Consider the following 13798-nt stretch of genomic DNA (forward strand, 5'->3'; position numbering starts at 1 on the left):
GCCCGGGAGCACGGCGGATGGTGGCCTTGTCTCAGAAACTTCTTGTCACGAGCATGGAAAAACCGTCTCGCCGGTCTCCCCAGCTCAGCTTCGATCAGGTGTTTCGCCTGGCGAGCCTGAGCTCCGCCCTGATCGTTCTGATCGTTCTCGCGGGGATCATCGGGTCGATGATCTATGGGGGCCTGCCGGCTTTCAGGGAATTCGGCTTCGGGTTCATCACGTCGAGCGTCTGGGATGTGCAGCGGGATCAGTACGGCGCCTGGGTTGCCATCGTCGGCACTCTGACGTCCGCCCTGATCGCGCTGGTCATCGGCGTTCCCATCTCGCTGGGAATTGCGATTTTCCTGACCCAGCTCTGCCCGCCGTGGCTCAAACGGCCCGTGTCGACCACCATCGAACTCCTCGCAGCCGTGCCGAGCATCATCTACGGCATGTGGGGGCTCTTCGTCTTCGCACCCCTTTTCGCGCAGTTCGTTCAGATCCCCGTCAGCAGCATCGTGGAAGGACTGCCCGTCTTCGGCACGATCCTCTATGCCCGGACGCCGTCCGGCGTCGGTGTTCTGACGGCGGGCATCATCCTGGCGATCATGATCATCCCGTTCATTGCGTCGATCTCGCGGGATATCCTCGACCAGATCCCGCCGGTCCTGCGCGAGAGCGCCTACGGCATCGGCTGCACGACCTGGGAAGTGGTGCGCCATGTGCTGCTGCCGCAAGTGGGCGTCAGCGTCATCGGGGCGATCATGCTCGGTCTCGGGCGGGCCCTCGGCGAGACCATGGCCGTGACCTTCGTCATCGGCAACGCCAACCGGCTGTCGCCCTCGCTGTTCGATCCAGGCTCGACCATCGCCTCGCGGATCGCCAATGAGTTCAACGAAGCAATTGGCCTCCAGCTCAATGCTCTCATGGCGCTGGGGTGCATCCTGTTCCTGGTGACTTTCACGGTTCTCGTCATCGCGCGTGTCCTCGTGGCGCGCGTCAAGATGAGGTAAGTGCGATGGATGCAATAAACCAAACCACCGCTGCTCCTCAGGCTGCCTGGGGACGCGTGCGCCGTAGCCGCTACGTCGCCGACATGGCCCTGAAGGTCATCTGCATTCTCTTCACGGCGCTCGGCGCCTTCGTGCTCGGCTGGATTCTTCTGATGCTGATCTATGAAGGCGTCAGCGCCCTGCGTCCGGAGGTGTTCACCGGCACCACGCCGGGACCCATGACGAAGGGCGGCGGCATCGCCAATGCCCTCGTCGGAAGTCTCATTCTCACATTCCTTGGAATCGTCGTCGCAACACCCATTGGGGTCTTGGCCGGGACCTATCTGGCCGAATACGGCAAGGGTTCGAAGCTTGCCGAACTCATCCGCTTCGTGAACGACATTCTGCTCGCGGCGCCAAGCATTCTCATCGGCCTGTTTGTCTATACTCTGATGGTTCAACCGATGGGCGGTTATTCCGGTTGGGCGGGTGGCGTGGCCCTGGCGATCATCGCGGTGCCGGTCATCGTGCGCACCACGGAGGACATGCTGCGCATCGTGCCGGGTTCCTTGCGGGAGGCAGGCGCGGCTCTCGGCGCGCCCCTGTCGAAGGTGATCACCATGATCACGTGGCGCGCGGCGCGCGCCGGCATGGTCACGGGGATCCTGCTCGCCACGGCCCGCATCGCGGGCGAGACCGCGCCGCTGCTGTTCACCGCTCTCAACAATAATTTCTGGTTCAGGGCCGACCTGATGGGCGGCGTCGCGAACCTGCCGGTCATGATTTATCAGTTCGCGCTCTCGCCCTACCAGAACTGGCGCGAGCTCGCCTGGGCCGGCGCCCTGGTCATCACCCTGTCGATCCTGGCGTTGTCGATCGTGGCGCGCCTCATCTTCAAGAAGGATACGTCCCGATGAGTTCGATCGCCGTCTCCGCGAGCAGCGCCATCGGAAAGACGGCCGCTGCCAATCCTGATGCGCTGGTTCGCATCGCGGTCCGAAACCTCGATTTCTATTACGGCGACTTCCGTAGCCTCAAGGACATCTCGATCGACTTCTTCGATCGACAGGTCACGGCTTTGATCGGTCCGTCCGGCTGTGGAAAGTCGACGCTTCTGCGCACCTTCAATCGCATCTACAGCCTCTACCCGGAGCAGCGCGCCGAGGGCGAAATCCTGCTCGACGGACAGAATGTCCTGTCGCCGGCCATCGACGTGAACGAGCTGCGCGCGCGGGTCGGCATGGTGTTCCAGAAGCCGACGCCGTTTCCCATGTCGATCTACGACAACATCGCGTTCGGCATCCGGCTTTACGAGAAATTGCCCAAATCGGAGCTCGACGGCCGGATCGAAGAGGCTTTGCGCAAGGCCGCCCTGTGGGGCGAGGTGAAGGACAAGCTGCGCCAGTCCGGCATGGGCCTCTCGGGCGGCCAGCAGCAACGTCTCTGCATCGCCCGCACCATTGCCCAGCAGCCCGAGGTGATTCTTCTCGATGAGCCGACCTCGGCGCTCGACCCGATCTCCACTGGCAAGATCGAGGAGCTGATCGAGCAGCTCCGGTCCGAGTTTACCATCGTGATCGTAACGCACAACATGCAGCAGGCGGCCCGCATCTCGCAGTTCACCGCCTTTATGTATCTTGGCGAGCTGGTGGAATTCGGGCCGACGAACAAGATGTTCATGAACCCCACCAAGAAACAAACCCAGGATTACATCACGGGGCGCTTCGGCTGACCGAAGCGCGTCAAGGGAGGTCTCCCATGGCGGAGCATATCGTCAGATCCTACGACAACGACCTGCAGGGTCTCAGGCAGAGGATCGCCGAGATGGGTGGGATCGCCGAGAAGATGCTCGGAGATGCCAGCCAGGCGCTGGTGCGCCACGACAAGCCATTGGCCCAAACGGTCATCGCCGCCGACAGCCGCCTCGACGTGCTGCAGCGCGAGGTGGAGGAAAGCGCGATCCTCACCATTGCCCGCCGCCAGCCGCTTGCGGTGGACCTGCGCGAGACCATCTCGGCAATCCGGATTTCCGGTGACGTGGAGCGGATCGGGGACCTTGCGAAGAACATCGCCAAGCGGGCGCTGGCCATCGGCGACGACGTGAAGCCTCAAAAGATTGTCGTCAGTCTCAAGCACATGAACGATCTCGTGCTGGGGCAGCTCAAGGACGTGCTCGACGCCTATGCGCAGCAGGATACGGCGAAGTCGCTCGATGTCTGGAAGCGAGACGGCGCCATCGATGCGCTCTACACGTCGATCTTTCGAGAACTCCTGACCTACATGATGGAGGATCCGCGCAACATCTCGTTCTGCACCCATCTCTTGTTCTGCGCCAAGAACATCGAGCGTATCGGCGATCACACCACCAACATCGCCGAGACGGTGCATTACCTCGTCACCGGCGAAACACTGGCCATCGACCGGCCCAAGAACGACCGGTCGATCGACGCGGCGGTTACCGGAGGCTGACGATGGGTCCTCGTGTGCTGATCGTCGAGGATGAGGAGCCGTTGACGCTGCTGTTGCGCTACAACCTCGAGTCCGAAGGCTATGAGGTTGACAGCGTCGGCCGGGGGGACGAGGCGGAGATCCGCCTGCGCGAGCAGATTCCGGACATCGTGCTTCTCGATTGGATGCTGCCGGGCCTGTCGGGGATAGAACTTTGCAGGCGTATTCGGGTTCGCCCCGAGACGGAGCGTCTCCCGATCATCATGCTGACCGCGCGCGGCGAGGAGGGGGATCGCATCCGCGGCCTCTCCACCGGCGCCGACGACTACATCGTCAAGCCGTTTTCGGTGCCGGAACTCCTGGCGCGCGTCCGGGCGCTTCTGCGTCGCGTGAAGCCTGCCCATATCGCGACCCTGCTGATTGCGGGCGACATGGAGCTCGACCGGGAAACGCACCGGGTCCGCCGAAGCGGCAAGGAGCTTCATCTCGGCCCGACGGAGTTCAAGCTTCTGGAGTTTCTGATGCAGAGCCCCGGCAGGGTTTTCAGTCGCGAGCATCTGCTCAACGCCGTCTGGGGACATGACGTCTATATCGACGAGCGCACGGTCGACGTGCATGTGGGCCGGCTGCGCAAGGCCATCAACCTGCCCCGCAGGCCTGACCCGATCAGGACCGTGCGAGGCGCAGGCTACTCGTTCGATGAAACCTTCGCCCGCGACGAGAGTCCCGCAAGCTTGGATGTCTAGACGCTTCGGCGAAGCGGCTCCTTTAGCCAGGAGCGCGCATCGTCAAACAAGAATCTATTCCGATAGAGGAAACATATCCGATAATGGGCCCGCCTAGGCGCGGGCTAGCTTCCGTTCGCGCCTGCGATCCGTCACAGGCTGATAGGCGATGCGTGCGTGATGGTTGCAATAGGGCAGGCCCGTGATGGAGCGCGCGCCACAGAAGCGGAATTCCGGCTTCGTCGGGTCGCCCATGGGCCAGCGGCACATGGACTCGCGCAGATCCATGATCGTGACGCGCTCGGACATGGGGATGGCCACGTCCTCGTCCACTAGGGCCCCTGCGGCCTTCTCTTCCAGGGTAACCGCCTGCGGAATCGGGGCAATCACCACATTGCTGCGGTTCGGCGGTGTGATCGGCGTCGGAGCGCTCGGGGCGCGCGAAGCCTTGCGGGGGCGCTGGGGCGCTGAGGCGGCCTTGTCCTTCGCCCGGCCGGAGAGGCCGAGGCGATGGACTTTGCCAATCACCGCGTTGCGGGTCACGTTGCCGAGCTCCGCTGCGATCTGGCTCGCACTCAAGCCGTCGGACCAGAGCTTCTTCAGAAGCTCGACCCTCTCATCCGTCCAAGTTACGCCCGCATCAGTCATTTCTTATCCGCCTCCATCGGGGCTGCCTTGCCGAAGGTTGAATCCTTTGTGCCTCGCGGACAGTGATTTTTGTCCGACCGCGTTGCTAGGATCGCTCCTGTGGGTGAAAGCCGCCGCACGAAATGTCGTACTCGACAGCTCCGAAGTTACTAGATGGGTGGACTCGGGCGCAAGAGTCCCCGAACAGGCCCCGTCGTTTTCCCCAGGGAACTCGCCCGGCGCGAAATTCCCTGTGATGGCTTACATCATTTCTCTTGAATTGACAGAGGCTTTGGTCTCGCTAGAATCCAAAGGCTGCCGCCCCGTCTGGGCGGCGCTTTCTTTTTCGGGCCCGGGCGCGACTTCGGGTCCCTCAAGGCGGAGACGGCTCTGTGACATCGCCATTGCTGCAAACCTATGCACGCGCTGACATTTCCTTCGAAAGAGGGGAGGGGCCTTGGCTCATCGGCCGAGATGGCGAGCGATATCTGGATTTTGGCGCCGGCATCGCCGTGAATGCCCTGGGACATGCCCACCCGCACCTGGTCAAGACCTTGACCGAGCAGGCGGCCAAGCTCTGGCACACCTCCAACCTTTTCCAGATTCCGGACGGCGAGAGGCTGGCGCGGCGGCTCGTGGAAAACACCTTCGCGGATGTGGTTTTCTTCAGCAATTCAGGCGCGGAGGCAAACGAGGCCGCCATTAAAATGGCCCGGAAATACCATGCCGCCAATGGCCATCCCGAGCGCTTCCGCATCATCACCTTCGAGGGTGCGTTCCATGGCCGGACCCTGGCCACCATCGCGGCCGGCGGGCAGGCCAAGTATCTTGAGGGCTTCGGGCCCAAGGTCGAGGGCTTCGACCAGGTGCCTTTCGACGATTTGGATGCCCTGAAGGCCGCGATCGTTCCGGAGGCGGCCGCGCTCCTGATCGAGCCGATCCAGGGGGAGAGTGGGATCCGGCCTGCGCCGAACCTCTTTATCCGGGAGCTCCGCAACCTGTGCGACGAGCACGGATTGCTGCTGATCTTCGACGAAATCCAGACTGGCGTCGGCCGGACCGGCAAGCTCTTCGCCCATGAGTGGATGGGCGTGACCCCCGACATCATGTCCGTCGCCAAGGGTATCGGCGGCGGCTTCCCCATGGGGGCCTGCCTGGCGACGGCGGAGGCCGCGAAGGGAATGACCGTCGGCACCCACGGCACCACCTTTGGGGGCAACCCGCTTGCCATGGCGGTCGGCAACGCCGTGCTCGACGTCATCCTGGAGCCGGGCTTCCTCGAGCGGGTGGAGCGCATGGGGCTGCTCCTCAAGCAGCGCTTGGCCGAGTTGAAGGACCGCCACCCGGGCGTGATCGCCGAAGTGCGGGGGCAGGGGCTCATGATCGGTCTGCGCATGCAGGTCCCCAATACAGAGTTCATCGCCGCCGCTCGCGCCCAGAAGATTATTCTGATCGGCGCCGGTGACAATGTGGCGCGCATGCTGCCGCCGCTGATCGTCACGGATTCCGACATTGCAGAAGCCATGAACCGTCTGGATGCCGCCTGCGCGGCCATTGAAGCTGAGCTGAAATCCACGGCTCAGCGCGGAGCCGCCGAATGAAGACCCGTCACTTCCTCGATCTCAGCGACCTGTCGGGCGCGGAGATCCGCCATGTCCTGAATGTCGGGGCGGCCATCAAGGCGCGCCGCCGGCGGGGCGAGCGCGCCAAGGAACGGCCCCTCGAGGGCAAGGTCCTGGCCATGGTGTTCGACAAGCCCTCCACGCGCACCCGCGTCTCCTTCGATGTGGGCATGCGCGAGCTTGGCGGCGAGACCCTGATGCTGACCGGCAAGGAGATGCAGCTTGGCCGTGGCGAGACCATCGCCGACACGGCCCGGGTCCTCTCCCGCTACGTGGATGCCATCATGATCCGCACCCTCGACCACGCCATGGTGACGGAATTGGCCGAGAACGCGTCCATACCGGTCATCAACGGCCTGACCAAGATGACCCATCCTTGCCAGATCATGGCCGACGTCATGACCTTCGAGGAGCATCGTGGGCCGATCAAGGGCAAGACCATTGCCTGGACGGGCGACGCCAATAACGTGCTCGCGTCCTGGGTCCACGCGGCCGCACGCCTTGATTTCAAGCTGAAGATCGCGTCTCCGCCGGAACTTGCTCCCCGTCCGGAGATTTTGACATGGGCAAGAAAAGAAGGAGCGGAGATCGTCGTGACGACCGATGCCTTTGAAGCCGCGGAAGAAGCTCATGCCATCGTGACCGATTGTTGGGTCTCCATGGGTGACGAAGATGAGTACCGCCGCCACAACCTGCTCAAGCCCTATCAGGTGAATAAGCAGCTGATGGGCGTCGCCCAAAAGGATGCAGTCTTCATGCATTGCCTCCCGGCCCACCGGGGCGAGGAAGTGACGGACGACGTGATGGATGGTCCGCAATCGGTTGTTTTCGATGAGGCCGAGAACCGGCTCCATGCACAAAAAGGCATCCTGGCATGGTGCCTGGGAGCGGCAGACGCATGAGTTCCGCTCCGTTCGAAGGCCATGACGACGTCGTTCTGCCCTTCGCGGTCGAGCCGCTGGATGTGCGCGGGCGCATCGTTCGCCTTGGGGCTTCCATTGACACGATCCTGTCGCGTCATGGCTATCCCGACGTGGTCGCCCGCGTTCTGGGCGAGGCTGCGGCGCTGACCGTGATGCTGGGTTCATCCCTCAAGTTCGAAGGGCGATTTCAGCTTCAGACCAAGACCGACGGCCCCATCGAGATGATCGTCGTTGATTTCGATGCGCCGGACCGGCTCCGGGCGACCGCGCGCTTCGACAAGGACAAGCTCGACGCCCTCAGCGGCAATGCACCGAAGACGGGTGATCTCATCGGTTCGGGCTATCTCGCCATGACCATCGATCAGGGCTCCGACCGAAGCCGTTATCAGGGTGTGGTCGCCCTCGAGGGCCAAGGCTTCGAGGAGGCGGCGCATCAGTACTTCCGCCAGTCCGAGCAGATCCCGACCCAGGTGCGCCTGGCCGTGGCCGAGCAGTTCGAGAACGGACGGCATACCTATCGGGCAGGCGGGCTGATGGTCCAATTCCTCCCGTCCTCGCCGGACCGGATGCGTCAGGCCGACCTTGCGCCGGGCGACATTCCGGAAGGCCATTCATCGCACGATCTCGTCGCCCCGACGGAGGACGATGCCTGGGTCGAGGCAAAGTCTCTGATGGGAACGGTCGAGGACCATGAACTGGTCGACCCAGCCGTTTCGAGCGAGCGTCTGCTGTATCGCCTCTTCCACGAGCGCGGCGTGCGTGTGTTCGACGGTTTGCACCTGCACGAGGAGTGCCGCTGCTCCGAGACCCGCATCATGTCCATGATGCGGCGCTTCTCGCCTGAGGATCGCCGCGACATGGTAGGCGACAACGGACGCATCGGTGTCACGTGCGAGTTCTGCTCACGCTTTTACGATCTCGACCCGGCACAAGTCGAAGCCGAGATCACCAAGGCCGAAGAATCCGCCTAAAGGCTTGCGCAAGCGGCGGCGAGGCGGTGCATGAAGGCCGCCCCCGCCTCGAACTCCTCCAAGGTGATGTACTCGTCCGGCTGATGGGCTTGGTTGATCGATCCCGGGCCGCAGACCACGGTGGGGATTCCGGCAGCCTGGAAATGTCCTGCTTCGGTTCCGAATGGCACGGTCTGCGTCTGGTTGCGTCCGACAAGCCGCATGGCTAGTGTCTCCGCGTCTGAGCCTGGCGCTGGCGCAAGTCCCGGAACGGCGACCAAGAGCTCAGTCTTGATGCTGCCGAATTCTCCGAAGCGGTTCAGCCGCTTGAGGGCGACCTCCCGCGAGAACAGGTCGAGGCGATCCGGGATCTCCTGCGGATCAAGGCTCGGCAGGCCCCGGAACTCCCAGTGGAACGTGCAGGACTTCGCCAAGATGTTTCTGGCCGTTCCGCCCGCAACCGTGCCCACATGAACCGTGGTGTAGGGAGGATCGAAGCGCCCGCTCGGATCGCCGCGCTCCATCATCTCGTCGCTGATGCGGTTGAGTTCGCTGATCATATCGGCTGCCGTCATCACGGCGCTCGCGCCGAGATACGGCTTCGATGAATGCGCCTCGAACCCGTTCACGGTCGTCACAAACGTCACGACGCTCTTGTGGGCGTCCACCACTTCGAGGTTCGTCGGCTCACCGATGATCGCGGCCTTCGGCATGGGCAGATCATGACCAAACCGGCGAATAGTGTCGACGACCCCGAGACAGGTCGTCTCTTCGTCGTAGGACAGCATGATGTTGATCGGGGTCTTGAGGCCGGCTGCCTGGAACTCGGGAATGAGAGCAAGCGCCAGCGCGTCGAAAGCCTTCATGTCCACGGCGCCGCGCCCATAGGCGCGCCCGTTCTCGACGCGCAACTGGAACGGATCCGACGACCATGCCTGCCCCTTCACGGGCACCACGTCCGTATGCCCCGACAGGACAACGCCGCCCCGGTCCTGTGGCCCGACCGTCGCAAAGATCGCCGCCTTGTCCCCCGTCTCGTTCGGCACGCGCACGTAAGGCACGTTCCAGCTTTTGAGATAGCTCTCGACGAATTCAATGAGAGGCAGGTTGGATTTCGAGCTTTCAGTATCGAACGACACCAGCTTCGCCAGCATTTCGAGCGGCGTCAGCCGCTGGCCGGTAGGGGACATGCAGACCTCTATGAAATGACCAATTTTCTGTAGCGAGTGTGTTGCCGGAGCTCAAGGTATTCGTACGCCGTCACTTGGCGAGGGGAGCAGCCTGGAGATTGATGGCCTACGCACTCAATGAAGCACACGCTTTGCCAGCGGGATGTCGAGGGAGAAGGCCGGGATTTCGGCGTCGAAGGTTTTGCCTCCTGCGGTTTCCATCACGTAGCTTCCCTGCATGGTGCCGCTTGGGGTCGCCAGGGGGCAGCCGCTGGTGTAACTGAAGCTTTCTCCGGGACCGAGAACCGGCTGCTCGCCGACCACGCCCGCGCCGCGGACCTCCTGCACGTGCCCATGCGCGTCCGTGATTTTCCAGTAGCGGGCCTTCAGCTGGACGCGGTCGAGGCTCGTGTTGATGATTTCGACGGTATAGGCGAAGAAATAGCGGCCCTGCTCGGGTGAGGATTCCTCGGGCATGTAGCGAGGCGTCACTGTTACGCTGATGCCACGGGTTACAGCCTTGTACATCGGGCTTTCCTCAGAGCAGTGGGACACGGCGTCAGTGACGTGGTAAGGCCGTCGCCCGATGGCTTCAATCGCAGGACCCTTGCCGGCAGACAGGAGAAGCAGCCATGCTCGACGGATGGGTGCGACGCAGGATCGATCCGCCGCTGGATCGGTTGGGGAGTCGTTTCGCAAAGGCTGGATTGTCTGCGGACGTCATCACGATGCTCGGCCTCGCGGCCGGGCTTGCGGCCGCCCTCATGATCGTTCTGCGGCTTGATTTGCTGGCCCTCGCGCTTTTCATCGCCAACCGTCTGCTTGACGGCCTGGATGGGGCTATTGCCCGGGCGTCGGCGAAAACCGATCGCGGCGGCTTCATCGACATCGTGTTCGATTTTGCCGTTTATGGCGCAGTTCCTCTGGCATTCGCGCTTCGGGAGCCGGGCGTGTTCGCGTTGCCGGCGGCCGTCCTCTTGATGTCGTTTTACGTGAACGGCGCGAGCTTTCTGGCCTTCGCGGCGGTTGCCGCGAAACGAGGGATTGAAAGCGCGGCTCAGGGCGTCAAGTCGATCTACTTCTCGGCCGGCCTCATGGAAGGGACGGAGACCATCCTGTTCTTCATTGCCATGATGCTCGCTCCGGCCTGGTTTCCGGTCATGGCCTATGCCTTTGCGGGCCTCACCTTCATGAGCGCCCTGGCGCGGGTCACACTGGCCTGGAGCGTGTTCAGGGATGAAGAAGATGGCCCCCGTTGAGAATTCCGTAACATCCCTTAGAGATATTGCCTGGTTTGAAGCAGTGGAATGGGCCCGGGCCCGTCGGAAGAAAACATGGTTGCGTTGAAGGACGGGATCCAGTCGGCTGATGCCATCATGCGCCTTGCGGAAGCAGGGATCATCAATCGGGAGACGCCTTTCGCGCCCGATCAGGTTCAGCCGGCAAGCCTCGATCTAAGGCTGGGAAGAAAGGCCTATCGGGTGAGGGCAAGCTTTCTGCCGGGACGAAACCATACGGTTCAGGACCGGCTGGCGCAGTTGAGTTTCCATGAGATCGACCTGGGGCCTGGGGCCATTCTCGAGACCGGGAGCGTCTATATCGCCGAATTGCTGGAGGGTCTTGCCCTGCCGCAGGACCTCTCAGCCGCGGCCAATCCGAAGAGCTCCACCGGCCGCATCGATGTGTTCACCCGCGTGATCACTGACCGCAGCCAGGAATTCGATACCATTGGAGCGGGGTATACCGGCTCTCTTTATGCCGAGATCTCGCCGCGCACCTTCCCGGTTCTCGTCCGGACTGGAACGCGGCTGTCTCAGCTGCGCCTGCGCAAGGGCGAAGTCCGCTTGAGCGATACCGAACTCCATGCCCTGCACCAGCGGGAACGGGTGGTCACGTCCGCCGAGCCTTCGATCCAGGATGGGGTCGCGGTCAGCGTGGATCTGGCGGGTTTTGGTTCCGATAATCTCGTCGGCTACCGGGCCAAGCGGCATACCGGCCTCGTCGATGTGGACAAGCCCGGCTCCTGCCGGATCGCGGATTTCTGGGAGCCCCTCTACGCGGATGCCAGCCGCACACTTATCCTCGACCCCGGCCAGTTCTATATCCTCGCCTCCAAGGAGGCGGTGCATGTGCCGCCTGATTATGCGGCCGAGATGGTGCCGTTCGATCCCTTGGTGGGGGAGTTCCGCGTCCATTATGCGGGGTTCTTCGATCCTGGCTTCGGCCATGCGGGCGCGGGAGGCGAGGGGGCTCGCGCCGTGCTCGAGGTGCGCTCGCGCGATGTGCCGTTTATTCTTGAGGATGGGCAGATCGTGGGCCGGCTCGTTTACGAGCGCATGGCCGAGCGGCCCGACATCCTTTATGGCGCGGGCGCCGGATCGAACTATCAGGCGCAGGGCCTGAAGCTCTCCAAGCATTTCCGATAAGTAGGCGGTCGAGCCTTTTTATAGGCGGAGGCAGGTTTCAGCCTGCCCCTCGCGCAGGTTCAATCGGCTGCTTCCATCTGTCTTTGCAGCAGATTGCGCTCCACGCTCTGCAGATGCGTGCGCATGGCCGCGGCAGCGCCGCTCATATCGCGATTCTCAATGGCCGAGATGATCGCTTCGTGTTCGGCGAAACTGTGATGGTTCGGGCTTGGCTTCACGGGCGTGGTCCGGAGGCGGCCCCAGGTCACTGCTCGGCGCAGGGCGTTGAGCGTATCGAACAGGCCGAGAAGCGGAGTGTTCTGCGCCGCCTCCGCGACGGTGCGATGCAGGCGATTGTCCCAGCTCTCGTATTGCCGCCACGTGGCGGCCTCCCGCGCGCGGACATGGCAGGTTCGCATCTCGGCAAGGTGCATCGGGGTTGCCGTAAGGGCAGCCGCGCGGGCGATTTCGGGCTCGATGATCAGCCGCGCACGCATCAGTTCCGCCGGATTGGTTCGCTTGGCCAGCGCCGCAATATCCGCGAAGCTGTCGACGGGCCGGCTGCCCACAAAGGTTCCCTTTCCCACGTGGCGCCAGATCTGGCCCTCGGCCTCTAGGGTCCCAAGGGCCTTCCGGAGTTCGGTGCGCGACACCCCAAGGGCATCTGAAAGATCCCGCTCCGGCGGCAGGCGCCCGTCTTCCGGCAGCTCAGCCTGCGCCAGGTAGGCGCGCAGCTGGGTGATAACGCCCCGGTCGGATCCGAATTCACTGATTGCTGACATATCTAGGTTCAAACCAATTCAACATTGGTTGGATCTATTAAACATCGTCCCGCCTTCGTCAAGACCGAAAATCTCTTGACATGCGTTCCCCCAATTGCAACCATTAACGCATTGGTCGCGAATAACGCGGCTTTTGATGAAGGGCGGGCACAACCGCTCAGGCCTAGGGAGATGGAAATGTTCAAAGGACTGTCTGGTCTTAAATCAGGTGTGGCTGCGCTCGCTGTGGGCGTGGCCTTGATGGCTTCAAGCGCCGCGGAAGCCGCCAAGGTGCGTATCGCCTTCGGTGACATCGCCAGCGTAGAGTCGCTGCACCTGCTCACCGCCTTCGAGCGCGCCAAGGAGCAGGGCGTCGACATCGAGGTCACCTATCTGAAGTCTGAGGATATCGCCGCGCAGGCGGTGGTCGGCGGCCAGGCCGATATCGGCGTCGGCGGCCCCTATGCGCTGGTGCAGAAGGTCAAGGCCCCCATCCGAATGTTCCTCCAGCTCTCGACGCTGCGGTTCTATCCGGCGGTCAACGCCCAGTTTTATAAAACCTGGAAGGATCTGAACGGACAGGAGATCGCCGTTCACTCCCGCGGTTCCGGCACCGAAGCCATCATGAAGCTGATGGAGGAGCGCCAGGGCATCAAGTTCTCCAAGATCAGCTACATCCCGGGTTCGGAGGTTCGCACGGGCGCTCTTCTGCAAGGCAACGTGAAGGCCACCATCGTGGACGCGGCCGGTCGTCGTCTGCTCGAGACCCAGGCTCCGGGCAAGTTCATCATTCTGCCCCTCGAAGGCGTGAACGCCACCGACGAGGCCCTGTTCGCCAATACGGCATTCCTCGAGAAGAACGCCGCCGACGTGGACAAGATTGTCGAGGCGATCCTCACCACATGGCGCGAGGTGACGGCCAATCCGGCGGTGGTCACCGAATGGCGCGCCAAGTACAAGCTCCTTCCCGACCTTCCGGCTTCCCAGGCGAGCGAGATCGGCCCGTACTTCGAGGAGCTCGCAAAGGGCAAGGCATTCCCGCTCAATGGCGGCGGGGCGACGGCCGCCAAGGACGACTTCGCCTTCTACACCCTGTCCGGTCAGCTCACGGGCGAACCTGCAAGCCTGAAGGTCGAAGATTTCTGGGATACCCGGTCGCTCGACCGTGTCCTGGCAAAGGTTGGAACCAAGTGAGGT

General features: G+C 62.8%; 15 protein-coding genes. 11 read left to right on the forward strand and 4 right to left on the reverse strand.

What is annotated here, in order from left to right; all coding sequences use genetic code 11:
- The first annotated feature begins 17 nt into the window (after nucleotides 1-17).
- Genes pstC through phoB form a run of 5 tightly spaced genes read left to right on the forward strand, consistent with a single transcriptional unit; the run spans nucleotide 18 to nucleotide 4165 of the window.
- On the forward strand, nucleotides 18-992 hold the full coding sequence (gene pstC, locus DRB19_RS12565) for a phosphate ABC transporter permease subunit PstC (RefSeq protein ID WP_114186374.1): 975 nt from the start codon (nucleotides 18-20) through the stop codon (nucleotides 990-992).
- Between the two features lie 5 nt (nucleotides 993-997).
- Nucleotides 998-1888: a phosphate ABC transporter permease PstA gene (pstA, locus tag DRB19_RS12570; protein ID WP_114186375.1), complete on the forward strand. Its 891-nt coding sequence runs from the start codon at nucleotides 998-1000 to the stop codon at nucleotides 1886-1888.
- Nucleotides 1885-2703, forward strand: a complete 819-nt coding sequence (gene pstB, locus DRB19_RS12575; RefSeq protein ID WP_114186376.1) for a phosphate ABC transporter ATP-binding protein PstB — start codon at nucleotides 1885-1887, stop codon at nucleotides 2701-2703. The genes pstA and pstB overlap by 4 nt, the downstream gene beginning before the upstream one ends.
- Nucleotides 2704-2729: 26 nt before the next feature.
- A complete protein-coding gene (gene phoU / locus DRB19_RS12580) occupies nucleotides 2730-3440 on the forward strand; it encodes a phosphate signaling complex protein PhoU (RefSeq protein WP_114186377.1) in 711 nt (236 codons plus the stop codon).
- A 2-nt stretch (nucleotides 3441-3442) separates the two neighbouring features.
- Entirely contained in the window at nucleotides 3443-4165 is a 723-nt protein-coding gene (gene phoB, locus DRB19_RS12585) for a phosphate regulon transcriptional regulator PhoB (RefSeq protein ID WP_114186378.1), read from the forward strand.
- Between the two features lie 93 nt (nucleotides 4166-4258).
- Here the strand turns inward: phoB and DRB19_RS12590 are convergent, their stop codons facing one another.
- The gene (locus DRB19_RS12590; protein ID WP_114186379.1) at nucleotides 4259-4792 is read right to left on the reverse strand and encodes a GcrA family cell cycle regulator; all 534 of its coding nucleotides are present in this window, start codon (nucleotides 4790-4792) and stop codon (nucleotides 4259-4261) included.
- A 371-nt stretch (nucleotides 4793-5163) separates the two neighbouring features.
- Between DRB19_RS12590 and DRB19_RS12595 the strand changes: the two genes are divergently transcribed.
- From DRB19_RS12595 to DRB19_RS12605, 3 genes are read left to right on the forward strand one after another with little or no spacing between them, the layout of a single operon-like run.
- The gene (locus DRB19_RS12595; RefSeq protein ID WP_114186380.1) at nucleotides 5164-6372 is read left to right on the forward strand and encodes an aspartate aminotransferase family protein; all 1209 of its coding nucleotides are present in this window, start codon (nucleotides 5164-5166) and stop codon (nucleotides 6370-6372) included.
- Nucleotides 6369-7295 (forward strand): ornithine carbamoyltransferase, encoded by a 927-nt coding sequence (gene argF / locus DRB19_RS12600; RefSeq protein WP_114186381.1) that lies wholly within the window; start codon nucleotides 6369-6371, stop codon nucleotides 7293-7295. Before DRB19_RS12595 ends, argF begins: the two co-directional genes overlap by 4 nt.
- The gene (locus DRB19_RS12605; protein WP_114186382.1) at nucleotides 7292-8287 is read left to right on the forward strand and encodes an Hsp33 family molecular chaperone; all 996 of its coding nucleotides are present in this window, start codon (nucleotides 7292-7294) and stop codon (nucleotides 8285-8287) included. The genes argF and DRB19_RS12605 overlap by 4 nt, the downstream gene beginning before the upstream one ends.
- Here DRB19_RS12605 and argE read toward each other — a convergent pair.
- Nucleotides 8284-9456, reverse strand: a complete 1173-nt coding sequence (gene argE, locus DRB19_RS12610) for an acetylornithine deacetylase (protein WP_114186383.1) — start codon at nucleotides 9454-9456, stop codon at nucleotides 8284-8286. The two genes, DRB19_RS12605 and argE, sit on opposite strands and share 4 nt — an antisense overlap.
- 114 nt (nucleotides 9457-9570) lie before the next feature.
- Complete coding sequence (apaG, locus tag DRB19_RS12615; RefSeq protein WP_114186384.1) at nucleotides 9571-9963, reverse strand: Co2+/Mg2+ efflux protein ApaG; 393 nt, start codon at nucleotides 9961-9963, stop codon at nucleotides 9571-9573.
- A 104-nt stretch (nucleotides 9964-10067) separates the two neighbouring features.
- On the opposite strand from apaG, the gene DRB19_RS12620 reads away from it, so the two are divergent.
- Both DRB19_RS12620 and DRB19_RS12625 read left to right on the forward strand, forming a co-directional pair.
- The gene (locus DRB19_RS12620; protein ID WP_114186385.1) at nucleotides 10068-10694 is read left to right on the forward strand and encodes a CDP-alcohol phosphatidyltransferase family protein; all 627 of its coding nucleotides are present in this window, start codon (nucleotides 10068-10070) and stop codon (nucleotides 10692-10694) included.
- A gap of 75 nt (nucleotides 10695-10769) precedes the next feature.
- A complete protein-coding gene (locus DRB19_RS12625; protein WP_114186412.1) occupies nucleotides 10770-11861 on the forward strand; it encodes a 2'-deoxycytidine 5'-triphosphate deaminase in 1092 nt (363 codons plus the stop codon).
- Nucleotides 11862-11920: 59 nt separating this feature from the next.
- Here the strand turns inward: DRB19_RS12625 and DRB19_RS12630 are convergent, their stop codons facing one another.
- Nucleotides 11921-12622, reverse strand: coding sequence for a FadR/GntR family transcriptional regulator (locus DRB19_RS12630; protein WP_114186386.1), 702 nt, complete (start codon nucleotides 12620-12622; stop codon nucleotides 11921-11923).
- Nucleotides 12623-12799: 177 nt separating this feature from the next.
- On the opposite strand from DRB19_RS12630, the gene DRB19_RS12635 reads away from it, so the two are divergent.
- Complete coding sequence (locus DRB19_RS12635) at nucleotides 12800-13795, forward strand: ABC transporter substrate-binding protein (RefSeq protein WP_114186413.1); 996 nt, start codon at nucleotides 12800-12802, stop codon at nucleotides 13793-13795.
- Nucleotides 13796-13798: the final 3 nt, after the last annotated feature.

The organism is Microvirga aerophila (assembly GCF_003332305.1).
Classification (GTDB): Bacteria; Pseudomonadota; Alphaproteobacteria; order Rhizobiales; family Beijerinckiaceae; genus Microvirga; species Microvirga aerophila.

Excerpts from the sequence above, each read along its gene's own strand:
- apaG (WP_114186384.1), bottom strand. The coding sequence starts at position 9,963 with ATGTACAAGGCTGTAACCCGTGGCATCAGCGTAACAGTGACGCCTCGC.
- pstA (WP_114186375.1), top strand. The coding sequence starts at position 998 with ATGGATGCAATAAACCAAACCACCGCTGCTCCTCAGGCTGCCTGGGGA.
- DRB19_RS12635 (WP_114186413.1), top strand. The coding sequence starts at position 12,800 with ATGTTCAAAGGACTGTCTGGTCTTAAATCAGGTGTGGCTGCGCTCGCT.
- pstC (WP_114186374.1), top strand. The coding sequence starts at position 18 with ATGGTGGCCTTGTCTCAGAAACTTCTTGTCACGAGCATGGAAAAACCG.
- argE (WP_114186383.1), bottom strand. The coding sequence starts at position 9,456 with ATGTCCCCTACCGGCCAGCGGCTGACGCCGCTCGAAATGCTGGCGAAG.
- DRB19_RS12630 (WP_114186386.1), bottom strand. The coding sequence starts at position 12,622 with ATGTCAGCAATCAGTGAATTCGGATCCGACCGGGGCGTTATCACCCAG.
- DRB19_RS12625 (WP_114186412.1), top strand. The coding sequence starts at position 10,770 with ATGGTTGCGTTGAAGGACGGGATCCAGTCGGCTGATGCCATCATGCGC.
- DRB19_RS12605 (WP_114186382.1), top strand. The coding sequence starts at position 7,292 with ATGAGTTCCGCTCCGTTCGAAGGCCATGACGACGTCGTTCTGCCCTTC.
- phoB (WP_114186378.1), top strand. The coding sequence starts at position 3,443 with ATGGGTCCTCGTGTGCTGATCGTCGAGGATGAGGAGCCGTTGACGCTG.
- phoU (WP_114186377.1), top strand. The coding sequence starts at position 2,730 with ATGGCGGAGCATATCGTCAGATCCTACGACAACGACCTGCAGGGTCTC.
- argF (WP_114186381.1), top strand. The coding sequence starts at position 6,369 with ATGAAGACCCGTCACTTCCTCGATCTCAGCGACCTGTCGGGCGCGGAG.
- DRB19_RS12620 (WP_114186385.1), top strand. The coding sequence starts at position 10,068 with ATGCTCGACGGATGGGTGCGACGCAGGATCGATCCGCCGCTGGATCGG.
- DRB19_RS12590 (WP_114186379.1), bottom strand. The coding sequence starts at position 4,792 with ATGACTGATGCGGGCGTAACTTGGACGGATGAGAGGGTCGAGCTTCTG.
- pstB (WP_114186376.1), top strand. The coding sequence starts at position 1,885 with ATGAGTTCGATCGCCGTCTCCGCGAGCAGCGCCATCGGAAAGACGGCC.